Here is a 20790-nt window from a genome sequence, read left to right as displayed (position 1 = left end):
ATGGCAAACCCGATGTTATCCGTTAATAACGTCAGCGCGCACTACGGCAAGATCCAGGCGCTGCATAACGTCAGTCTGCATATCAGCCAGGGGGAAATTGTCACCCTGATCGGCGCCAACGGCGCGGGAAAAACCACGCTGCTCGGCACGCTGTGCGGCGAGCCACGCGCCACGCAGGGCACGATTACCTTTGACGGCAAAGTGATTACCGACTGGCAAACCGCGCGCATCATGCGCGAGGCGATCGCTATCGTGCCGGAAGGACGCCGGGTGTTCTCGCGCATGACGGTGGAAGAGAACCTGGCGATGGGCGGTTTCTTTGCCAGCCGCCGGGATTATCAGACGCGCATCGCGCGCGTCTATGAACTCTTCCCACGCCTGGCGGAGCGTAAAATCCAGCGTGCGGGCACCATGTCCGGCGGCGAGCAGCAGATGCTGGCGATCGGCCGCGCGCTGATGAGCCAGCCGCGTCTGCTGCTGCTGGATGAGCCTTCGCTAGGACTGGCACCGATTATTATCCAGCAGATCTTCGACACCATCGAACAGCTGCGCAAAGAGGGGATGACTATCTTCCTGGTGGAGCAGAACGCCAATCAGGCGCTGAAGCTGGCGGATCGCGGCTATGTGCTGGAAAACGGCCATGTGGTGCTGGAAGATACCGGGGAAGCCCTGCTCTCCAACGAAGCCGTCCGCAGCGCCTATTTAGGCGCCTAGGGCTGGCTGGCTTGCCAGATTGCGGTTGGGCAGCGCTCGTCATCCTCGCGTACTGCATGTACGCTCCGGTGACTGTGCCCTGGCCGTCCGTAATCTGGCTGCGTCGCCAATGGCCTGCGGCTGTAGTCTGTTAAAAAGGTCAGCTAAACCCTTTCATCTTGCCGTCATACGGCTGTCATTTATCTGTTATTAATCCGTCATTTCCCCGTGTCATGTTACACCGCGAACAAAAAATGCGTGATATCGCGCGTACCTACCTGCACAGGAAAATTCTATGTCCGTGTTTACTTTTCGTCGTAGCCTGATGAGTGCGGTTCTGGGCCTGGCTATCAGCGGCAATGCGCTGGCCGCCACTGAGATTCCTTTCTGGCATTCTATGGAGGGCGAGTTAGGCAAAGAAGTCGACTCTCTGGCGCAACGTTTTAACCAGGCGCATCCCGACTATAAAATTGTTCCAACCTACAAAGGTAACTACGAGCAGAGCCTCGCGGCAGGCATCGCAGCGGTACGTTCCGGCAAAGCGCCAGCCATTTTGCAGGTTTACGAAGTCGGCACCGCAACCATGATGGCCTCGAAGGCGATCGTGCCGGTGCATCAGGTTTTCCAGGACGCGGGCATCCCCTTTGACGAAAAACAGTTCGTGCCGACCGTGGCGGGCTACTACAGCGATGCCAGCGGCCATCTGATTTCTCAGCCGTTCAACAGCTCCACGCCGGTGCTCTACTACAACAAGGACGCCTTTAAAAAAGCGGGCCTGAACCCCGACCAGCCGCCGAAAACCTGGCAGGAGCTGGCGAAAGATGCCGACGCGCTGCGTAAAGCGGGCCTGACCTGCGGCTACGCCAGCGGCTGGCAGGGCTGGATCCAGATCGAAAACTTCAGCGCCTGGCACGCCTTGCCGGTCGCCAGCAAAAACAACGGCTTCGACGGCACCGATGCGGTGCTGGAATTCAACAAGCCGGTGCAGGTACGCCATATCCAGATGCTGGAGGATATGAACAAGAAAGGCGACTTCACCTACTTTGGCCGTAAAGACGAGTCCACCGCCAAGTTCTATAACGGCGACTGCGGTATTACTACCGCCTCCTCTGGTTCGCTGGCGGATATCAAGCACTACGCCAAATTCAACTACGGCGTCGGCATGATGCCGTATGACGAAACCGTGCCGAACGCGCCGCAGAACGCCATTATCGGCGGGGCCAGCCTGTGGGTGATGAAGGGCAAAAACGCCGATACCTATAAGGGCGTCGCGGAGTTTATGCAGTTCCTCGCGCAGCCGGAAATCGCTGCCGAATGGCACCAGAAAACCGGCTACCTGCCGATCACCACCGCGGCTTACGAGCTGAGCAAGCAGCAGGGCTTCTATGACAAGAACCCTGGCGCGGATATCGCGACGCGTCAGATGCTGAACAAAGATCCGCTGCCGTTCACTAAAGGCATGCGTCTGGGCAATATGCCGCAGATCCGCACCGTGGTTGACGAGGAGCTGGAAGGCGTCTGGACCGGCAAACAGTCGCCACAGGCTGCGCTGGATAACGCGGTGAAACGCGGCAACGAGCTGCTGCGCCGCTTTGAACAGCAAGTGAAGTAATTCCGTTCGGTAAAAGGGTCGGCGCGCGCCGACCCTGTTCTCTTTCTCAGACAGAGTACGCTATGTCTTCATCTCGCCCGGTGTTCCGCACCAGTCTGTTGCCCTATCTGCTGGTGCTGCCGCAGCTGCTGATTACCGCTATCTTTTTCCTCTGGCCCGCGGGCGAAGCCCTGTGGTATTCGCTGCAGAGCCTTGACCCGTTCGGCATCTCCAGCACCTTTGTCGGCTTCGAAAACTTCAGGCGTCTGTTTCAGGACAGCTACTACCTCGACGCCTTCTGGACCACTATCGTCTTTAGCACCCTGGTGACGGTATGCGGCATGGTGCTGTCGCTGCTGCTGGCGGCGCTGGTGGATTACGTTATTCGGCTGCGCAAACTCTACCAGACGCTGCTGCTGCTGCCTTACGCGGTGGCGCCCGTGGTCGCGGCGGTGCTGTGGATGTTTCTGTTCAATCCCGGCCTCGGCCTGATTAGCCATCTCCTTAACCAGCTTGGCTACAACTGGAACTATGCCCAGAACAGCGGCCAGGCGATGTTCCTGATCGTGGTGGCCTCGATCTGGCAGCAGATGAGCTACAACTTTTTATTCTTTTTCGCGGCGCTGCAGTCGATTCCGAAATCGCTGGTGGAAGCCGCGGCGATCGACGGCGCCGGTCCGGTGCGGCGCTTCTTCAATCTGTCGCTGCCGCTGATTACGCCGGTCAGCTTTTTCCTGCTGGTGGTGAACCTGATCTACGCCTTCTTCGACACCTTCCCGGTTATTGACGCCGCGACCGGCGGCGGTCCGGTGCAGGCGACCACTACGCTTATCTACAAAATTTATCGTGAAGGTTTTACCGGGCTGGATCTCTCCTCTTCGGCGGCCCAGTCGGTAGTGCTGATGCTGCTGGTTATCGGCCTGACCGTTATTCAGTTCCGCTTCGTTGAGCGTAAGGTACAGTACCAATGATTGAAAACCGTCGCGGGCTGGATATCTTCAGCCACACGCTGCTGGTGCTGGGCGTGCTCACTATTCTGTTTCCGCTCTACGTCGCCTTTGTCGCCGCCACGCTGGATAACGAAGCGGTCTATCAGGTGCCGATGACGCTCATCCCGGGAACCCATCTGTGGGAGAACGTCTCGCGCATCTGGACGCAGGGCGTTAACGGCAGCGGCCCGGCTTTTAGCCTGATGCTGCTTAACAGCCTGATCATGGCGTTCGGCATCACCGTCGGCAAGATCACGGTGTCGATGCTCTCCGCTTTTGCACTGGTCTGGTTCCGCTTTCCGCTGCGCACGCTCTTTTTCTGGCTCATCTTTATCACGCTGATGCTGCCGGTCGAGGTGCGTATCTTTCCGACGGTACAGGTGATTTCCAACCTCAATATGCTCGACAGCTACAGCGGCCTGACGCTGCCGCTGATGGCGTCGGCCACGGCGACCTTCCTGTTCCGCCAGTTCTTTATGTCGCTGCCGGACGAGCTAATCGAGGCGGCGCGCATCGACGGTGCCAGCGCGATGCGCTTCTTCTGGGATATCGTGCTGCCGCTATCGAAAACTAACCTCGCGGCGCTTTTCGTTATCACCTTTATTTACGGCTGGAACCAGTATCTCTGGCCGCTGCTGATCGTCAACGACGCCTCGCTCAGCACCGCGGTAGCGGGGATCAAAAGCATGATCTCTACCAGCGGATCGCCGACGCAGTGGAACGAAGTCATGGCGGCAATGTTATTAACCCTGATCCCACCGGTGGTGGTGGTGCTGGTCATGCAGCGCGCGTTCGTGCGTGGCCTGGTCGAGAGTGAGAAATAAGCATGGCAGGCGTAACCCTTCAGGCGGTAACCAAGTCTTACGACGGCAAGAATCAAATCATTCAGCCGCTTAACGTCACCGTCAATGACGGCGAATTTATGGTGATGGTCGGTCCCTCCGGCTGCGGCAAATCGACGCTGCTGCGCATGGTGGCGGGGCTGGAGCGCGTCACCTCCGGCGATATCTATATCGACGACAAGCGCGTCACCCAGATGGAGCCGAAAGATCGCGGCATCGCCATGGTGTTCCAGAACTACGCGCTCTATCCGCATATGACGGTAGAAGAGAACATGGCCTATGGGCTGAAGATCCGTGGGATGAGCAAAGAGCATATCCGCCTGCGCGTGCTGGAGGCGGCGCGCAGTCTGGAGCTGGATCAGCTGCTGAGCCGCCGTCCGCGCGAGCTTTCCGGCGGACAGCGCCAGCGCGTGGCGATGGGACGCGCTATCGTGCGCGAGCCGTCGGTGTTTCTGTTCGACGAGCCGCTCTCCAACCTGGACGCGCGCCTGCGCGTTCAGATGCGGCTTGAGCTTCAGCAGCTGCATCGCCGTCTGCAAACCACCAGCCTCTATGTGACGCACGATCAGGTCGAGGCGATGACGCTGGCGCAGCGCGTGATGGTACTGAACAAAGGTTTTGTCGAGCAGATCGGCACGCCGGTAGACATTTATGAGCGTCCCGCCAGCCAGTTCGTCGCCTCGTTTATCGGCGCGCCGGCGATGAATCTGCTGGTCGGCCAGATTGGCAGCGACGGTACACGCTTCAATATCGATAACTCGCACTCCCTGCCGCTCGGCGACAGCAAAGCGAAGTGGGCTAATCGCGCCGTTACGCTCGGCATTCGTCCGGAGCATGTGCAGGTCAGCCCGCATGAGCGCGATGGCATTCCGCTGCGCGTAGAGACGCTGGAGCTGCTCGGCGCGGACAATCTGGCGCACGGGCGCATCGGCGAGACGCCGCTGGTGGTGCGTCTGCCGCACAGCGAGCGGCCGCAGGCGGGCAGCACGCTGTGGCTGCATCTGCCGTCGGATGCGTTACACTATTTCGATTCAACTACCGGAAAGCGTCTGGAATGAACACACACAGCTGGCCCTATCCTCATATCGTCGCCCATCGCGGCGGCGGCAAACTGGCCCCGGAAAATACCCTGGCGGCGATCGACGTCGGCGCGGAGCTGGGTCATACCATGATCGAGTTCGACGCTAAGCTGTCGCAGGATAAGCAGATTTTCCTGCTGCACGACGATACGCTCGATCGCACCAGCAACGGCTGGGGCGTAGCGGGCGATCTGCCGTGGGAAAAACTGGCGCAGCTCGACGCGGGCGGCTGGTTCGGCAAGGCGTTTGACGGGGAACCGCTGGCGCTGCTTCCCGACGTCGCGGCGCGCTGTCGGCAGCATGCCATGATGGCGAATATTGAAATTAAACCCACTACCGGCAGCGAAGCGGAAACCGGCCGCGCCATCGCCCATGCGGCGAAGCGTTTGTGGCAGGGGATGACTGCGCCGCTGCTGTCGTCGTTCTCTTATGAGGCGCTGGAGGCGGCAATGCAGGCGGAGCCCGACTTGCCGCGTGGCCTGCTGCTGGATGAGTGGGATGAGGAGTGGCAAATAAAAACCGCGGCGCTCGCCTGTGTCTCAATTCACCTTAACCATAAGCTGCTCGACGCAGAGCGCGTCTCGGCGCTGAAGGCCGCCGGTCTGCATATTCTGGTCTACACGGTGAACGATCCTGACCGGGCGCGTACGCTGCTGGAATGGGGCGTTGACGCCATCTGCACCGATCGCATCGACATCATCGGCCCCGACTTCCGTTAATTACGGTTCTGCTGCTGTCCCGGCTGCGCATTAATCACGCGCTGCTGGGCGCTGCTCCGCTGCTCCTGTAGTTTCCGCTGTATCTGCTGCGTCTGCTGCTGCTGATCCTGCTGCAGTTTGCCCTGCTGTTGCTGCTGCTGGATTTGCATCTGCGTCTGCATACGCTGCTGGCTCGGGTTGTAGCCCGGCTGATTAGGTTGATTAGTATTGTTCAGCATATTAGCCATACCGCTTAGCGGCAGCAGTGCGGCAAAAACGATTAACCATTTTTTCATGTAACTTCCTCCGTCAGGCGGCCTTAACGGCATCTGATCTGCCATGGCCGCAGCTATAAGTTTAGCAACCTCACAAACTTCTCTCCCAGGAACGCACCGAATTTGACTTAGATGTTATTTTTTAGTTGTTCTTGTAAAGACTTGCCTGCGTGATAACAAATGTAAATAACTGAAAAGGGTAGAGGGATGATGATGATGCGAGGAAATATACGCCAGCTTGGCTGGGCTGTGATGATGAGTTTAACGGTAGTCAGCGTCGCCGATGCCGCGCCTGCCAGTGCGCCGCCCGTCTCCTATGGCGTCGAGGATGATACCTTTCATCCGGTCAGAGCGCAGCACGGCATGGTCGCCTCGGTCGATGCGCTGGCGACGCAGGTGGGCGTGGATATCCTGCGGCAGGGCGGCAATGCGGTGGACGCCGCCGTCGCCGTTGGCTTCGCGCTGGCGGTTACCCACCCGCAGGCGGGTAATCTCGGCGGCGGCGGCTTTATGCTGCTGCGCACCGCTTCCGGTCGCGCCACCTCTATCGATTTCCGTGAAATGGCGCCGGCCCGCGCCTCACGCGATATGTTCCTCGACAAGCAGGGCAACGCCGACAGCAAGCTGTCGCTGACGTCGCACCTCGCTTCCGGCACGCCGGGCAGCGTAGCGGGCTTTGCGCTGGCGGCGCAAAAATATGGCACGCTGCCGCTCAGCACGCTGCTGGCCCCGGCGATTAAGCTGGCGCGCGACGGCTATATCGTCAACGACGCGTTGGCGGACGATCTGAAAACCTACGGCAAAGAGGTGCTGCTCGCTCACCCCAACAGTAAAGCGATCTTCTTTAAACCTGACGGCACCCCGTGGCAGACAGGCGATCGTCTGGTGCAAAAAAACCTCGCCCACAGTCTGCAGCTGATTGCGCAGCAGGGGCCGGACGCTTTTTATAAGGGCGAAATCGCTGACGAGATCGCCGGTGAGATGGCGCAGCACGGCGGGTTGATCGGCAAAGCGGATCTGGCGGCCTACCGCGCCGTCGAGCGTAAGCCCGTCAGCGGCACTTATCGCGGCTATGAGGTCTTTTCTATGCCGCCACCCTCATCGGGCGGGATCCATATCGTGCAGATCCTTAATATCCTGGAAAATTTCGATCTGGCGAAAATGGGCTTTGGTAGCGCCGACGCGATGCAGGTTATCGCCGAAGCGGAGAAATACGCCTATGCTGACCGCTCGAAGTACCTCGGCGATCCCGATTTTGTAAAGGTGCCCTGGCAGGCGCTGACCAGCAAAGCCTACGCAAAGTCGATCGCGCAGCAGATTGACGTGGCGAAAGCGCGTCCGTCGAGCGAGATCAAGCCCGGCAAGCTGGAGCCTTATGAGAGCAACCAGACCACGCACTTCTCGGTGGTAGACAAGCAGGGCACGGCAGTAGCGGTAACTTACACCCTTAACACCAATTTCGGCAGCGGCATCGTGGCGGGTAACAGCGGCATTCTGCTGAATAATGAGATGGATGACTTCTCCGCGAAGCCGGGTACGCCGAACGTTTACGGCTTAGTCGGTGGCGAAGCGAACGCGGTGCAGCCTGCCAAGCGTCCGCTCTCTTCGATGTCGCCGACCATTGTGGCGAAAGGGGGTAAAACCTGGCTGGTCACCGGCAGTCCGGGGGGCAGCCGCATTATTACCACCGTGCTGCAAATGGTGGTGAACAGTGTCGATTTCGGGATGAACGTCGCGGAAGCGACCAGTGCGCCGCGCTTCCATCATCAGTGGCTGCCGGATCAGCTGCGCGTTGAGAAAGGGTTCAGCCCCGATACGCTGCGTTTGCTGGAGAATAAGGGGCAGCATGTGAAGGTGCTGCCTGCGATGGGCAGTACGCAGAGCATTATGATTGGGCCGGACGGCACGCTGTACGGCGCATCGGACCCGCGTACCCCGGGAGATTTGAGCGCCGGCTATTAAGCCAGAGAAACAGACGGGGCCAGCGGTCTGGCCCCGTTTTCTATTTCAGCCGCGCCATATAGTGCGTATCGATCATTTCGCCCTGCCGCATAGCATATCCCTTCGCCGTCCCCTCGATTTCAAAACCGAAATGGCGATACAAAGCGATGGCGGCAGGGTTGTCGGCAAACACCGTCAGCTCCATGCGCGTGACCTGTAGCCAGTTATCACAGAGATCCACCGCCGCGCCGAGCAGCGCTTTGCCGACGCCGCGGTTGCGATAATCCTGATCGACCCCCATGCCCAGGGTGGCGCAGTGACGGCGACGCGCCGTGGCGATGATGTCCAGCGTCAGCTGTCCGACAACTTTTCCTTCAATGCAGGCGACCAGCGAATGTCCCGTCGGAGAAAGATGGTTTAGCCGCTCCTGCCATTTTTGCAGCGAAGGCAGCGGGAGATGTAGCGTATTCGCCATGGTGTCCGGCTGACTGTAGATATGCAGCAGGGCGGCGGCATCATCAGGCGCTACGTGTCGAACAACAATCTCGCTCATCTTCTTTCTCCTTGTGTGGGCGGAAAACCCTTCAAACATCAAGGAAATCTTATTAATAATCAACAGAAAAGATCATAAAAGGCTTTACAGACGAGAATGATAATGATTATTATTGCGATGCGTTCTCGGGGCGTCGCCAGACAAACCGGAAAGCACGACATTGCTCACATTGCTTCCAGTATTTTTTAGCCAGCCGGGTGCTGGCTTTTTTTTGTCCCGCTTTCCTGTTAGCTCATTCAGCAGCGCTCACCATCCTCTCTGCGCTTGTTCACTATTTTTGAACAGAGGCGTGAAGTTTTTCAGCTATCAATAGGTTCGGCTCAGGTTCAGACTGTTTTAAAACATTGAGGAGAACTGAACATGATCTACTTACGCAAAGCAGAAGAACGCGGTCACGCTAACCACGGCTGGCTTGATAGCTGGCACACTTTCTCTTTCGCCAGCTATCACGATGCGAATTTTATGGGCTTCTCGGCGCTGCGCGTCATTAACGAAGATGTGGTTGCTGCCGGGCAGGGCTTCGGCACTCACCCCCATAAAGATATGGAGATCCTGACCTACGTGCTTTCCGGCACCGTAGAGCATCAGGACAGCATGGGGAATAAAGAGCAGATCCCGGCAGGGGAATTTCAGATCATGAGCGCGGGCACCGGCGTGCGTCACTCTGAGTACAACGCCAGCAGCAGCGACCCGCTGCACCTTTATCAGATCTGGATTATTCCAGAGCGTACTGGCATTGAGCCGCGTTACGCTCAGCGCCGTTTTCCCGATGTAAAAGGCCGCCAGTTTGTGCTGACGCCGGACGCGCGCGAAGGCTCGCTGAAGGTCTATCAGGATATGACGCTGTCGCGCTGGGTATTCAGCGCGGGCGAAAAAGATGCCGTCGAGATTGAAACGGGACGCCGCGTCTGGATTCAGGTCGTCAAAGGCGATATCCGCGTCAACGGCGAAACCGCCGGCGTCAGTGACGCTTTTGCCATCTGGGATGAAGCCAGCCTGACGATTGAGGCCAGCAGCGACGCGGAAGTGCTGCTGTTCGATCTGCCGCCGGTCTAAGCGGTGACGGGGCGCGCACTGTCGCGCCCTGCTTACAAATCTGCGGCCGAATAGTGATAGACTCGTCGTAATTGTGACCCTGGGCGCTTACGATGAAGAAAAAAAGACCGGTATTACAGGACGTTGCCGATCGTGTCGGCGTAACGAAAATGACTGTCAGCCGCTACCTGCGCAATCCTGAGCAGGTTTCTGCGCCGCTGCGCGACAAGATCGCCGTCGCGCTTGATGAGCTGGGCTACATACCCAATCGCGCGCCGGATATGCTCTCTAACGCCACCAGCCGCGCCATCGGCGTGCTGCTGCCTTCGCTGACCAATCAGGTTTTCTCCGACGTTCTGCGCGGCATCGAAGCGGTAACGGATGAAGCGGGCTACCAGACGCTGGTCGCCCATTTCGGCTACAGTCCGCAAAAAGAGGAGCTACAGCTGCGTTCGCTGCTGGGCTGGAACATCGACGGCGTGATCCTGACCGAGCGCACCCATACGCCTGCCACGCTGCGCATGCTGGAAGTGGCCGGTATTCCGGTGATTGAGATGATGGACAGCGTATCGCCCTGCCTTGATATGGCGGTGGGATTCGATAACGTCGAAGCGGCGCGTCAGATGACTCACGCCATACTGAGCAAAGGACATCGGTATACGGTCTATTTGGGGGCGCGTCTCGATGAGCGTACCCTGCAGAAACAGCAGGGCTATGAGAAAGCGATGCGCGAAGCGGGGCTGGAACCGCGTAGCGTGATGATGGAAGAGGCCTCCTCTTTCAGCGCGGGCGGTATGTTGCTGTGCGAGGCGCAGCGTCGCTATCCGCAAACCGACAGCCTGTTCTGCACCAACGACGACCTGGCCGTCGGCGCCATGTTCGAATGCCAGCGCCAGGGATTAAAAGTGCCGACGCAAATGGCGATCGCCGGATTTCACGGCCATGATATTAGTCAGGTGGTGACGCCGAAGCTGGCCACCGTCCTGACGCCGCGCGAACGCATGGGACGTGAAGCGGCCGCCATGCTGCTGGCGCGCATCAGCGGTGATTTCAGCGTCTCCGCGCCGCTGGATATTGGTTTTGCTATTAGCGAAGGCGGCAGCATCTGAATCTGGCGTTTTTATGAGTCAGCTCACACTTTCGTGCTTTTCCGGCTAAACAGGGTTGCCAGTCCGTAATGTGCTTAACACAATGGCAACCACTATTGTTATCGGTAACATTGGCGAATTTACCTGCCGGAGCAGAAAAATGACCACTCAATCCTCGTCTCATCACGTCTTTATTTTGATGGGCGTTTCAGGCAGCGGTAAATCCGTTGTCGCTAATCAGGTTTCTCACCAGCTCAATACCGCTTTTCTCGACGGCGATTTTCTCCATCCGCGCGCCAATATTTTAAAAATGGCCGAAGGTCATCCGCTGGACGACAACGATCGACAGCCGTGGCTGCAGGCGCTCAATGACGCTGCGTTCGCCATGCAGCGTACGCAGGCAATCTCCATTATCGTCTGCTCCGCGCTGAAAAAGCGTTACCGCGACATCCTGCGTCAGGGCAATGACAATCTGCGCTTTATCTACCTCAAGGGCGATTTCGACACTATCGAGTCACGCCTGAAGGCGCGTAAGGGCCACTTCTTTAAACCCCAAATGCTGGTGACGCAGTTCGCCACGCTGGAAGAGCCGGGCGCTGACGAGCCGGACGTGCTGACGGTGGATATCAATCATTCCGTTGACGAGGTTGTTGCGGCTACGGTTGCGGCTATCGGGAAAGCCATCAACAAGGGTTAGTCATGAGTACCGCAACGCTGGTGTTAACTGCAGCAGGCTCTGTCCTGCTGCTGCTTTTTTTAGTGATGAAAGCGCGTATGCACGCCTTTGTCGCGCTGATGCTGGTTTCGATTGGTGCGGGTCTCTGTTCCGGCATGCCGCTGGACAAGATCGCGGACACCATGCAGAAGGGCATGGGCGGCACGCTGGGCTTTCTGGCTATTGTTGTCGCGCTGGGCGCGATGTTCGGCAAAATCCTGCATGAGACGGGCGCGGTCGATCAGATCGCTATCCGCATGCTGAAAACCTTCGGCGAAAGCCGCGCGCACTATGCGATGGGCATCGCGGGTCTTATCTGCGCGCTGCCGCTCTTCTTTGAAGTGGCGGTTGTGCTGTTGATCAGTATCGCCTTTGCGGTGGCGCGCCGTACCCATGACAACCTGGTGAAGCTGGTGATCCCGCTGTTCGCCGGCGTGGCGGCGTCGGCGGCCTTTCTGCTGCCGGGCCCTGCGCCGATGCTGCTGGCTTCGCAGATGCACGCCGATTTCGGCTGGATGATTTTGCTGGGGCTCTGCGCCGCGATCCCCGGCATGCTGATTGCCGGTCCGCTGTTTGGCTCGCTGATTGCGCGCCGCGTGACCTTTAGCGCGCCGCCGGAAGATCACCAGCCGGACGTTGACGCGGCGAAGCTGCCGTCGTTCGGCTTCAGCCTGGCATTGATCCTGTTCCCGCTCATGCTGGTAGGGCTAAAGACCATCGGCGCACGCTTCACCGAGCAAGGCTCTACGCTGTATGAATGGCTGGAGTTTATCGGCCATCCTTTTACGGCGATTCTGCTCGCCTGTCTGGTGGCGATTTACGGTCTGGCTTACCGTCAGGGTATGGATAAAGAGAAAGTGATGCAGGTGTGCGGCAGCGCGCTGCAACCCGCGGGCATTATTTTGCTGGTCATCGGCGCAGGCGGCGTGTTCAAGCAGGTGCTGGTAGATTCCGGCGTCGGCCCGGTGCTGGGCCATGCGCTGACCGGCGCGGGGCTGCCTGTTGCGCTGGCCTGCTTTATCCTTTCTGGCGCGGTGCGCGTGATTCAGGGCTCAGCGACGGTTGCCTGCCTCACGACGGTCGGGCTGGTGATGCCGGTTATCGAACCGCTGCACTACAGCGGCGCGCAGCTGGCGGCGCTCTCAATCTGCATTGGCGGCGGCTCCATTATTATCAGCCACGTTAATGACGCGGGTTTCTGGCTGTTCGGCCGCTTTACCGGCGCGACCGAAGGGGAAACGCTGAAGACCTGGACGCTGATGGAGACGATTCTCGGCACCGTCGGCGCGATTGTCGGCATGATTGCCTTTCAACTGCTGTCGTAAATCCTGAGCCGCCGCGCCAGCGCGCGGTGGCTCTTCTGCTACGCCTCGAAAAACTCAACTTTGCCGGCGACAATTTTGTTTTTTTCTGCTCTTCCCGCTGTTTTCTCACCGCGCTGTTTTAAAAATATTTTGCTGGCCAGCTTTATTTTTATTCAGCAGGCCGTCACAGGGCGTTTTGCCCGAAAGCGCAGCTTCATACAAAGCCAGTAAGCGATCCCCTGTGCAACGCCGCTATAGCTTCAGGTAGACGCGAATGCCGTCCAGGAACATCTGCGTCGCCAGCATAATCAGTATCAGCCCCATCAGGCGCTCCAGCGCATTGACGCCTTTGTCGCCCAGCAGCCGCAAAAACAGGCCCGACAGCAGCAGAATCGTTACCGTCACGCCCCAGGCGATCAGCAGCGCGCCGACAAGATGCCCCATCTGATTAGGATACTGATGCGACAGCAGCATCAGCGTGGCGAGCAGCGAGGGGCCGGCGACCAGCGGGATCGCCAGCGGCACCAGAAACGGCTCCTCACCGGCGGGCAGTCCGCTGGTGCTGCTTTCGCCCGACGGGAAAATCATACGAATAGCGATAAGGAACAGGATCACGCCGCCGGAAATTGAGACCGTTTCGGTGCGCAGATTAAGAAAGGTCAGAATGCGTTCGCCCGCGAAGAGAAACAGCAGCATCAGCACCAGCGCAATCAGCAGCTCGCGGATCAATACCGCACGCCGCCGCTTCGGCTCCAGGTGCTTCAATACCGACATAAAAATCGGCAGGTTGCCCAGCGGATCCATAATAAGCAGCAGTAAAATGGTTACAGAAATCATTTCAGTCATTTGTTTTACGTTATCCCTTACATCCCGGCGCGAGGTTATTAGCCGCGCTGCTGAAAAAGTTGGCTTAATCGAATTAATTCACTTGCCAGAAAAGCTGCATTTTGTAGAGTTGTTGTTCACAGGTAAATCCATTTATGACGCAGAGCGGAGTGAAAACACCATTCCGTTCTTCCCTTCGGTAAGCAGGTCGGCTGTTATCGCTGACTGAGACGGACAGAAAATGAAGAATGTAGGTTTTGTTGGTTGGCGCGGTATGGTCGGCTCCGTGCTGATGTCGCGCATGAGCGAAGAGCGTGATTTTGACGTTATTAATCCGGTCTTCTTCTCCACTTCGCAGCTGGGACAGTCTGCGCCGACGTTTGGCGGCAAGTCCACAGGTGCGCTGCAGGATGCGTTTGATATCGAGGCGCTCAAGGCGCTGGATATCATTATCACCTGTCAGGGCGGCGATTATACCAGTGAAGTCTACCCAAAGCTGCGTGAAAGCGGCTGGCAGGGCTACTGGATTGACGCGGCTTCGACGCTGCGCATGAAAGATGACGCCATCATTATTCTCGATCCGGTAAACCATCAGGTGATTCGTCAGGGTCTCGACAACGGCATTAAGACCTTCGTCGGCGGCAACTGCACCGTCAGCCTGATGCTGATGTCGCTGGGCGGCCTGTTTGCTCAGGATTTGGTGGAGTGGGCTTCGGTCGCCACTTACCAGGCCGCTTCCGGCGGCGGCGCGCGCCATATGCGCGAGCTGCTGACGCAGATGGGCATGCTGCATAACCACGTCGCCACCTCGCTGCAGGATCCCGCTTCAGCTATTCTCGACATCGAGCGCAGCGTCACTGAGCTGACCCGCTCCGGCACCTTGCCTACCGATAATTTCGGCGTGCCGCTGGCTGGCAGTCTGATTCCCTGGATCGATAAGCAGCTCGACAACGGCCAGAGCCGCGAAGAGTGGAAAGGCCAGGCGGAAACCAACAAAATCCTCGGCACGCAGCAGACGATTCCAGTCGATGGCCTGTGCGTGCGCGTCGGCGCACTGCGCTGCCACAGCCAGGCATTTACCCTGAAGCTGAAAAAAGATGTGCCGCTGGCGGAAATCGAACAGCTGCTGGCGTCGCATAACGAGTGGGTGAAAGTGGTGCCTAATGACCGCGAGCTGACCATGCGCGAACTGACGCCTGCGGCGGTGACCGGCACGCTGACCACGCCGGTCGGCCGTCTGCGCAAGCTCAATATGGGGCCGGAATATCTTTCCGCCTTTACCGTCGGCGACCAGCTGCTGTGGGGCGCAGCTGAGCCGCTGCGCCGCATGTTGCGTCTGCTGGTGGACTAAAATAAAAAACTAAGCGAGGCCGGGATTTTCCCGGCCTCTTACCTGATTATTCTGAAATAAGTCAAACCGCTTACCGTCTGTAAGTGATCGGCTTCCCTTTTTTACGTCCCCGCCAATAATTTTTTGCTTTCCGGGCTGGCAACTTGCAAGCCCAAGCTATGATTTAACAATGATGTGCCGGTTGTTGACTGTTTTGTATTTCGCACTGAATAGTTGTTGTACACGGCAAAGTTATTTTCCCACGGAGCGGTTTCCTTTCTCTGCCGTTGTACGCATGGCTCAATGAAGAGCAGCGCACCTGATGCGTGGCAAAAGCCGCGCTCATTTCGCCTGCCACATAATCACAGGAAGAAAGTCATGTCAGAGCTTCCCGATCGCCTGGCGATCAATGCCCTGTTTGCGGGTAATTATTCCGATCCCTTCGCCTTACTGGGGATGCACCAGACAGCCAACGGGCTGGAAGTCAGGGCGCTGCTGCCCGACGCTTCGGAAGTATGGGTTATCGAAACCAACACGGGGCGTAAAGTCGCCCAGCTGAAATGCCTCGATCCGCGCGGCTTTTTCAGCGCGGTGGTGCCACGCCGCAAGAATATGTTTCGCTACCAGCTGGCGGTGGAATGGCACGGTCAGCAAAACCTGATCGACGACGCCTATCGTTTTGGTCCGCTGTTGCAGGAGATGGATGCCTGGCTGCTGGCGGAAGGGACCCATCTGCGTCCTTACGAAACCCTGGGCGCACACGCTGCGGTGATTGACGATGTGCACGGCACGCGCTTTAGCGTCTGGGCGCCCAACGCGCAGCGCGTTTCAGTAGTAGGCGATTTCAACTTCTGGGATGGCCGTCGTCATCCGATGCGTTTCCGCCGTGAAATGGGCATCTGGGAGCTGTTCGTGCCTGGCGCGTACAACGGGCAGCTCTACAAATTCGAAATCGTCGATCATACAGGCCATCTGCGCATTAAAGCGGATCCCTACGCGTTTGAGGCGCAAATGCGTCCGCAAACGGCGTCGATGATTTGCGGCCTGCCGCCGAAGGTCGAGATGGCCGAGGAGCGTAAGGCGCGCAACGAATTTGACGCGCCGATTTCTGTCTATGAGGTGCACCTCGGCTCGTGGCGGCGTCATACCGAGAATAATTTCTGGCTCAGCTACAAAGAGCTGGCGGAGCAGCTGGTGCCCTACGTCAAAGAGATGGGCTTTACCCATATTGAGCTGCTGCCGGTCAATGAGCATCCTTTCGATGGCAGCTGGGGTTATCAGCCGCTCGGCATGTATGCGCCGACGCGGCGCTTCGGCACGCGCGACGAATTCCTCTATTTTATCAATGCCGCGCACGAGGCGGGCCTTAACGTGCTGCTGGACTGGGTGCCAGGCCACTTCCCCAGCGACGATTTCGGCCTGGCGAAGTTTGACGGCACCGAGCTGTATGAGCACAGCGATCCGCGTGAAGGCTTTCACCAGGACTGGAACACCCTGATCTACAACTTTGGCCGCCGCGAAGTGAGCAACTATCTGGCGGGCAACGCGCTTTACTGGATAGAGCGCTGCGGTATCGACGGACTGCGCGTCGATGCGGTGGCCTCGATGATTTACCGCGACTACAGCCGCGCCGAAGGCGAATGGGTGCCGAACCATTATGGCGGCCGGGAAAATCTCGAAGCCATCGCCTTTCTGCGCTACACCAACCGCACGCTGGGACGCGCGGCGCCGGGCAGCGTCACCATCGCCGAAGAGTCTACCGACTTCGACGGCGTATCGCGTCCGCCGGAAGCGGGCGGCCTCGGCTTCTGGTACAAGTGGAACCTGGGCTGGATGCACGACACGCTCGACTACATGAAGCTCGACCCGGTGTACCGCAGCCATCATCACGATCTGATGAGCTTCGGCATGATGTACAACTACACCGAAAACTTTATGTTGCCGCTCTCCCATGACGAAGTAGTGCACGGCAAGAAATCGCTGCTTGACCGTATGCCGGGTGACGCCTGGCAGAAGTTTGCCAACCTGCGCGCCTACTACGGCTGGATGTGGGCCTTCCCCGGCAAGAAACTGCTGTTTATGGGCGGCGAGTTCGCTCAGGGCAGAGAGTGGAACCACGACGTCAGCCTTGACTGGCATCTGCTGGAGGGCGCCGATAACTGGCACCACGGCGTGCAGCGGCTGGTGCGCGATCTGAACCATACCTATCGCCACTATGCGCCGCTCCATCAGCTCGATTTCGATCCCGCTGGCTTCGAGTGGCTGGTTGTCGACGATCGCGAAAATTCGGTGTTCGTCTTTGTGCGTCGCGATCGCGACGGCAATGAGATTATCGTCGCCAGTAACTTTACGCCGGTGCCGCGCCATAACTATCGCTTCGGCGTTAATCAGGCAGGCAACTGGCGCGAAGTGCTCAACACCGACCAGCACAGCTATCACGGTAGCGATACGCGTAACCCGGTGGTGCATACCGATGAGATCTACAGCCATAACCGACCGCTGTCGCTGTCGCTGACGCTGCCGCCGCTCGCTACCATCTGGCTGGTGAAGGAGGCGGAATGACGCTGCTTCCGGGACGTGCTGAGCCACCTGGCGCCAGTTACGACGGCAAGGGCGTAAACTTTACGCTCTTTTCCCGGCATGCCGAGCGCGTCGAACTCTGCCTGTTTAACGAGGGGCAGGAGCGGCGTTTCGAACTTCCAGCGCGTACCGGCGATATCTGGCACGGCTATGTAGCCGCGCTGAAACCCGGCCAGCGCTACGGCTTCCGCGTATACGGCCCCTGGGCGCCGGAACGCGGACACCGCTTTAATCCAGCCAAGCTGCTGGTCGATCCCTGCGCCCGTGCGGTGGAGGGCGAGGTGACGGACGACGCGCGCATCTATGGCGGCATCGATCGGCCTGATGAGCAGGACAGCGCCGCAGTGGCGCCTAAGTCGCTGGTGGTGGCGGAAGATTTCGACTGGGAAGGGGATATCGCCCCGCGCACGCCCTGGGGCAACACGGTGATTTACGAGGCTCACGTGCGCGGATTAACGCAGCGACATCCGGAAATTCCGGAATCGCTGCGCGGGACTTACGCCGCGCTCGGCCATCCTGTTATGGTGAACTACCTGCGCCATCTCGGCATTACCACGCTGGAGCTGCTGCCGGTAGCCCATTTCGCCAGCGAGCCGCGTCTGCAGCGCCTTGGGCTAAGCAATTACTGGGGCTATAACCCTTTCGCCCTCTGGGCCGTCGATCCGCGTTACGCCTCGCAGGAGAGCGCGACGCCTTTGCAGGAGTTTCAGCAGGCGGTGAAAAACCTGCACGCGGCGGGCATTGAAGTGGTGCTGGACGTGGTGTTCAACCACACCGCCGAGCTGGAGGAGATCGGCCCGACGCTATCGCTGCGCGGCGTCGATAACGCCAGCTACTACTGGCTTAGCCCGCAGGGCGAATATGAAAACTGGACCGGATGCGGCAATACCCTGAACCTCAGCGATCCCCTGGTGATGAACTGGGCGCTGGAAGCGCTGCGCTACTGGGTGCGCGTCTGCCATGTCGACGGCTTTCGCTTCGACCTGGCGTCGGTGCTGGGACGCACGCCCGATTTTTCAGCGTATGCGCCGCTGTTTGAGGCGATCAAAGCCTGTCCGCTGCTCTCAACGGTCAAGCTGATCGCCGAACCCTGGGATATTGGCCCCGGCGGCTATCAGGTCGGCAATTTTCCGCCCCTGTTCGCCGAGTGGAATGACCATTTCCGCGACAATATGCGGCGCTTCTGGCTGCATCGCGACGTCAGCAACGGCGCGTTCGCCCGGCGCTTCGCCGCTTCCAGCGACCTGTTTCAGCGTGACGGCAGACTGCCGCACGCCGCCGTTAATCTGATTACCGCGCACGACGGCTTTACGCTGCGTGACCTGGTGAGCTTTAACCATAAGCACAATCAGGCCAACGGCGAGGACAACCGCGACGGCAGCAACGGCAATTTCAGCCACAACCACGGCGTGGAGGGGCTGCGCGCCAACTTCGACGTGATTGAGCGTCGCCGCCTTAGCGCCCATGCGCTGCTGACCTCGCTGCTGCTGGCGCAGGGCACCCCAATGCTGCTCGCGGGCGACGAGCGCGGCCACAGCCAGCGCGGCAACAATAACGCCTATTGTCAGGACAACCTCCTGACCTGGCTCGACTGGCAGGAAGAAGAGAGCAGTCTGGTAGATTTTACCGCCGCCCTGATCCGTTTGCGTCAGCAGATCCCGGCGTTAACCGCCGATCGCTGGTGGCAAGAGGGCGACGGCAATGTGCAGTGGCTAAATTCCAGCGGCAGGCCACTGCAGCGAGAGGAGTGGGAACAGAAGGCGCACAGAATGCAGATTCTGCTCTCCGGCCGCTGGTTAATAACAATAAACGCCACGGATTCGGTGAGTGACATCGCCTTACCAGACGGAGAATGGCGTGCCGTTCCTCCTTTCGCCGGGGATGACAATCCCATTTTGTCGACTGTCTGGCATGGTCCCGCACACGGTGTGTGCGTGTTCCAAAAGCAATCATAAGGAGTCAGACATGGTTAAGTTAGACAGAACTGATCACCTGATGCTGGCCCGCCAGCTCCCTACACAGACTGTTGCGCTAATCCTCGCCGGGGGAAGAGGCACGCGCCTGAAAGACCTGACCGCCAAACGCGCCAAGCCGGCCGTGCATTTCGGCGGCAAGTTTCGCATTATCGATTTTGCGCTCTCGAACTGCATTAACTCGGGGATACGCCGTATCGGCGTCATTACCCAGTATCAGTCGCACACGCTAACGCAGCACGTTCAGCGCGGCTGGTCTATCTTCAACGAAGAGATGAATGAGTTTGTGGATTTGCTGCCGGCGCAGCAGCGCACGCTAACGGAACACTGGTATCGCGGCACCGCAGACGCCGTAACGCAGAATCTCGACATTATTCGCCGCTATCAGGCGCAATACATCGTGATTCTGGCTGGCGATCATATTTATAAAATGGACTATTCGCGCATGCTGCTCGACCACGTCGACGCCAACGCGAAGTGCACCATCGCCTGCTTACCCGTGCCGCTTCATGAAGCGACCGCCTTTGGCGTCATGGCCGTGGATGAAAATAATAAAGTGATCGACTTTGTAGAGAAGCCGCCGCAGCCGCCTGCCATGCCAGGCGACGATACTCAGGCGCTCGCCAGTATGGGGATCTACGTGTTTAACGCCGATTATCTCTATCAGCTGCTGGAAGAAGATCTGCAGGAGCCTGAATCCAATCACGACTTCGGCAAAGATATTCTGCCGAAGGTGGTGGCGAGCGGCGAAGGGTACGCCCATTCGTTTACGCTCTCCTGCGTACAGCAGGATGAAAACTCGCCGCCTTACTGGCGCGACGTGGGGACGCTGGAGGCTTACTGGCGCGCTAATCTCGATCTCGCATCGGTGACGCCGGAACTGGATATGTATGACCATACCTGGCCGATCCGTACGCATATGGAGCCGTTGCCGCCCGCCAAGTTTGTGCAGGACCGCTCGGGCAGCCATGGAATGACGATGAATTCGCTGATCTCCGGCGGCACCATCATCTCTGGCTCAGTCGTGGTGAATTCCGTGCTGTTTCCACGCGTACGCATTAACTCTTTTTGCAATATCGATTCCGCCGTACTGCTGCCTGACGTGGTGGTAGGACGATCCTGCCGCCTGCGTCGTTGCGTGATTGACCGCGCCTGCGTGCTGCCGGAAGGCATGGTGATAGGAGAGAATCCTGACGAGGACAGTCGTCGGTTTTACCGTTCAGAAGAGGGTATCGTTCTGGTCACACGCGCCATGCTTGCCAGGCTGGCCAGCGCGTAG

Annotated in this window: 19 protein-coding genes; 16 read left to right on the top strand and 3 right to left on the bottom strand. The window is 58.6% G+C overall.

Going from position 1 to position 20790, the window contains the following annotated elements; genetic code table 11:
* The 6 genes from livF to ugpQ all read left to right on the top strand — a co-directional run bounded on the left by livF (position 1) and on the right by ugpQ (position 5913).
* Positions 1 to 714, top strand: coding sequence for a high-affinity branched-chain amino acid ABC transporter ATP-binding protein LivF (gene livF / locus EKL29_RS12200; protein ID WP_120457205.1), 714 nt, complete (start codon positions 1 to 3; stop codon positions 712 to 714).
* 274 nt (positions 715 to 988) lie between these two features.
* Positions 989 to 2305, top strand: coding sequence for a sn-glycerol-3-phosphate ABC transporter substrate-binding protein UgpB (gene ugpB, locus EKL29_RS12195; protein ID WP_120457207.1), 1317 nt, complete (start codon positions 989 to 991; stop codon positions 2303 to 2305).
* Positions 2306 to 2367: 62 nt separating this feature from the next.
* Positions 2368 to 3255 (top strand): sn-glycerol-3-phosphate ABC transporter permease UgpA, encoded by an 888-nt coding sequence (ugpA, locus tag EKL29_RS12190; protein WP_120457209.1) that lies wholly within the window; start codon positions 2368 to 2370, stop codon positions 3253 to 3255.
* Complete coding sequence (ugpE, locus tag EKL29_RS12185) at positions 3252 to 4097, top strand: sn-glycerol-3-phosphate ABC transporter permease UgpE (RefSeq protein ID WP_120457211.1); 846 nt, start codon at positions 3252 to 3254, stop codon at positions 4095 to 4097. Before ugpA ends, ugpE begins: the two co-directional genes overlap by 4 nt.
* Before the next feature lie 2 nt (positions 4098 to 4099).
* Positions 4100 to 5173: a sn-glycerol-3-phosphate import ATP-binding protein UgpC gene (locus EKL29_RS12180; protein ID WP_126689818.1), complete on the top strand. Its 1074-nt coding sequence runs from the start codon at positions 4100 to 4102 to the stop codon at positions 5171 to 5173.
* Positions 5170 to 5913, top strand: coding sequence for a glycerophosphodiester phosphodiesterase (gene ugpQ, locus EKL29_RS12175; RefSeq protein WP_126689817.1), 744 nt, complete (start codon positions 5170 to 5172; stop codon positions 5911 to 5913). Before EKL29_RS12180 ends, ugpQ begins: the two co-directional genes overlap by 4 nt.
* Here the strand turns inward: ugpQ and EKL29_RS12170 are convergent.
* On the bottom strand, positions 5910 to 6188 hold the full coding sequence (locus tag EKL29_RS12170; protein ID WP_120457216.1) for a DUF2756 domain-containing protein: 279 nt from the start codon (positions 6186 to 6188) through the stop codon (positions 5910 to 5912). The genes ugpQ and EKL29_RS12170 overlap by 4 nt on opposite strands.
* 189 nt (positions 6189 to 6377) lie before the next feature.
* On the opposite strand from EKL29_RS12170, the gene ggt reads away from it, so the two are divergent.
* A complete protein-coding gene (gene ggt / locus EKL29_RS12165) occupies positions 6378 to 8129 on the top strand; it encodes a gamma-glutamyltransferase (protein ID WP_126689871.1) in 1752 nt (583 codons plus the stop codon).
* 40 nt (positions 8130 to 8169) lie between these two features.
* On the opposite strand, the gene EKL29_RS12160 is transcribed toward ggt, so the two are convergent.
* Positions 8170 to 8661 carry a GNAT family N-acetyltransferase gene (locus EKL29_RS12160; protein WP_126689816.1) on the bottom strand — a complete coding sequence of 164 codons (492 nt, stop codon included), beginning with the start codon at positions 8659 to 8661 and terminating at the stop codon, positions 8170 to 8172.
* 360 nt (positions 8662 to 9021) lie between these two features.
* Between EKL29_RS12160 and EKL29_RS12150 the strand changes: the two genes are divergently transcribed.
* From EKL29_RS12150 to gntU, 4 genes are all read left to right on the top strand, one after another.
* Positions 9022 to 9717 carry a pirin family protein gene (locus EKL29_RS12150; RefSeq protein WP_126689814.1) on the top strand — a complete coding sequence of 232 codons (696 nt, stop codon included), beginning with the start codon at positions 9022 to 9024 and terminating at the stop codon, positions 9715 to 9717.
* A gap of 92 nt (positions 9718 to 9809) precedes the next feature.
* Positions 9810 to 10805: a gluconate operon transcriptional repressor GntR gene (gntR, locus tag EKL29_RS12145; RefSeq protein WP_126689813.1), complete on the top strand. Its 996-nt coding sequence runs from the start codon at positions 9810 to 9812 to the stop codon at positions 10803 to 10805.
* Positions 10806 to 10944: 139 nt separating this feature from the next.
* Complete coding sequence (gene gntK, locus EKL29_RS12140; protein ID WP_120457224.1) at positions 10945 to 11481, top strand: gluconokinase; 537 nt, start codon at positions 10945 to 10947, stop codon at positions 11479 to 11481.
* 2 nt (positions 11482 to 11483) lie between these two features.
* Entirely contained in the window at positions 11484 to 12824 is a 1341-nt protein-coding gene (gene gntU, locus EKL29_RS12135; protein WP_120457226.1) for a gluconate transporter, read from the top strand.
* 231 nt (positions 12825 to 13055) lie between these two features.
* Here the strand turns inward: gntU and EKL29_RS12130 are convergent, their stop codons facing one another.
* The gene (locus EKL29_RS12130; protein WP_120457228.1) at positions 13056 to 13649 is read right to left on the bottom strand and encodes a YhgN family NAAT transporter; all 594 of its coding nucleotides are present in this window, start codon (positions 13647 to 13649) and stop codon (positions 13056 to 13058) included.
* Between EKL29_RS12130 and EKL29_RS12125 the strand changes: the two genes are divergently transcribed.
* The 5 genes from EKL29_RS12125 to glgC all read left to right on the top strand — a co-directional run bounded on the left by EKL29_RS12125 (position 13624) and on the right by glgC (position 20790).
* Positions 13624 to 13857, top strand: coding sequence for a hypothetical protein (locus EKL29_RS12125; RefSeq protein WP_126689812.1), 234 nt, complete (start codon positions 13624 to 13626; stop codon positions 13855 to 13857). The genes EKL29_RS12130 and EKL29_RS12125 overlap by 26 nt on opposite strands.
* Before the next feature lie 12 nt (positions 13858 to 13869).
* Complete coding sequence (asd, locus tag EKL29_RS12120; protein ID WP_120457230.1) at positions 13870 to 14979, top strand: aspartate-semialdehyde dehydrogenase; 1110 nt, start codon at positions 13870 to 13872, stop codon at positions 14977 to 14979.
* Between the two features lie 357 nt (positions 14980 to 15336).
* Positions 15337 to 17520: a 1,4-alpha-glucan branching enzyme gene (gene glgB / locus EKL29_RS12115; RefSeq protein WP_126689811.1), complete on the top strand. Its 2184-nt coding sequence runs from the start codon at positions 15337 to 15339 to the stop codon at positions 17518 to 17520.
* Positions 17517 to 19493: a glycogen debranching protein GlgX gene (gene glgX / locus EKL29_RS12110; RefSeq protein WP_126689810.1), complete on the top strand. Its 1977-nt coding sequence runs from the start codon at positions 17517 to 17519 to the stop codon at positions 19491 to 19493. Before glgB ends, glgX begins: the two co-directional genes overlap by 4 nt.
* Positions 19494 to 19503: 10 nt before the next feature.
* Positions 19504 to 20790 carry a glucose-1-phosphate adenylyltransferase gene (gene glgC / locus EKL29_RS12105; RefSeq protein ID WP_120457236.1) on the top strand — a complete coding sequence of 429 codons (1287 nt, stop codon included), beginning with the start codon at positions 19504 to 19506 and terminating at the stop codon, positions 20788 to 20790.

It is taken from the genome of Pantoea sp. YU22 (assembly GCF_003970755.1).
GTDB lineage: Bacteria > Pseudomonadota > Gammaproteobacteria > Enterobacterales > Enterobacteriaceae > Pantoea > Pantoea piersonii.
Note: the sequence above shows the minus strand (reverse complement) of the source record. Positions and strands in the feature narration are given on the sequence as shown.

What these genes read in the sequence shown, in the direction of transcription:
- livF (WP_120457205.1), top strand. Translation starts at nt 1, where the DNA reads ATGGCAAACCCGATGTTATCCGTTAATAACGTCAGCGCGCACTACGGC.
- ugpB (WP_120457207.1), top strand. Translation starts at nt 989, where the DNA reads ATGTCCGTGTTTACTTTTCGTCGTAGCCTGATGAGTGCGGTTCTGGGC.
- ugpA (WP_120457209.1), top strand. Translation starts at nt 2,368, where the DNA reads ATGTCTTCATCTCGCCCGGTGTTCCGCACCAGTCTGTTGCCCTATCTG.
- ugpE (WP_120457211.1), top strand. Translation starts at nt 3,252, where the DNA reads ATGATTGAAAACCGTCGCGGGCTGGATATCTTCAGCCACACGCTGCTG.
- EKL29_RS12180 (WP_126689818.1), top strand. Translation starts at nt 4,100, where the DNA reads ATGGCAGGCGTAACCCTTCAGGCGGTAACCAAGTCTTACGACGGCAAG.
- ugpQ (WP_126689817.1), top strand. Translation starts at nt 5,170, where the DNA reads ATGAACACACACAGCTGGCCCTATCCTCATATCGTCGCCCATCGCGGC.
- EKL29_RS12170 (WP_120457216.1), bottom strand. Translation starts at nt 6,188, where the DNA reads ATGAAAAAATGGTTAATCGTTTTTGCCGCACTGCTGCCGCTAAGCGGT.
- ggt (WP_126689871.1), top strand. Translation starts at nt 6,378, where the DNA reads ATGATGATGCGAGGAAATATACGCCAGCTTGGCTGGGCTGTGATGATG.
- EKL29_RS12160 (WP_126689816.1), bottom strand. Translation starts at nt 8,661, where the DNA reads ATGAGCGAGATTGTTGTTCGACACGTAGCGCCTGATGATGCCGCCGCC.
- EKL29_RS12150 (WP_126689814.1), top strand. Translation starts at nt 9,022, where the DNA reads ATGATCTACTTACGCAAAGCAGAAGAACGCGGTCACGCTAACCACGGC.
- gntR (WP_126689813.1), top strand. Translation starts at nt 9,810, where the DNA reads ATGAAGAAAAAAAGACCGGTATTACAGGACGTTGCCGATCGTGTCGGC.
- gntK (WP_120457224.1), top strand. Translation starts at nt 10,945, where the DNA reads ATGACCACTCAATCCTCGTCTCATCACGTCTTTATTTTGATGGGCGTT.
- gntU (WP_120457226.1), top strand. Translation starts at nt 11,484, where the DNA reads ATGAGTACCGCAACGCTGGTGTTAACTGCAGCAGGCTCTGTCCTGCTG.
- EKL29_RS12125 (WP_126689812.1), top strand. Translation starts at nt 13,624, where the DNA reads ATGGTTACAGAAATCATTTCAGTCATTTGTTTTACGTTATCCCTTACA.
- EKL29_RS12130 (WP_120457228.1), bottom strand. Translation starts at nt 13,649, where the DNA reads ATGACTGAAATGATTTCTGTAACCATTTTACTGCTGCTTATTATGGAT.
- asd (WP_120457230.1), top strand. Translation starts at nt 13,870, where the DNA reads ATGAAGAATGTAGGTTTTGTTGGTTGGCGCGGTATGGTCGGCTCCGTG.
- glgB (WP_126689811.1), top strand. Translation starts at nt 15,337, where the DNA reads ATGTCAGAGCTTCCCGATCGCCTGGCGATCAATGCCCTGTTTGCGGGT.
- glgX (WP_126689810.1), top strand. Translation starts at nt 17,517, where the DNA reads ATGACGCTGCTTCCGGGACGTGCTGAGCCACCTGGCGCCAGTTACGAC.
- glgC (WP_120457236.1), top strand. Translation starts at nt 19,504, where the DNA reads ATGGTTAAGTTAGACAGAACTGATCACCTGATGCTGGCCCGCCAGCTC.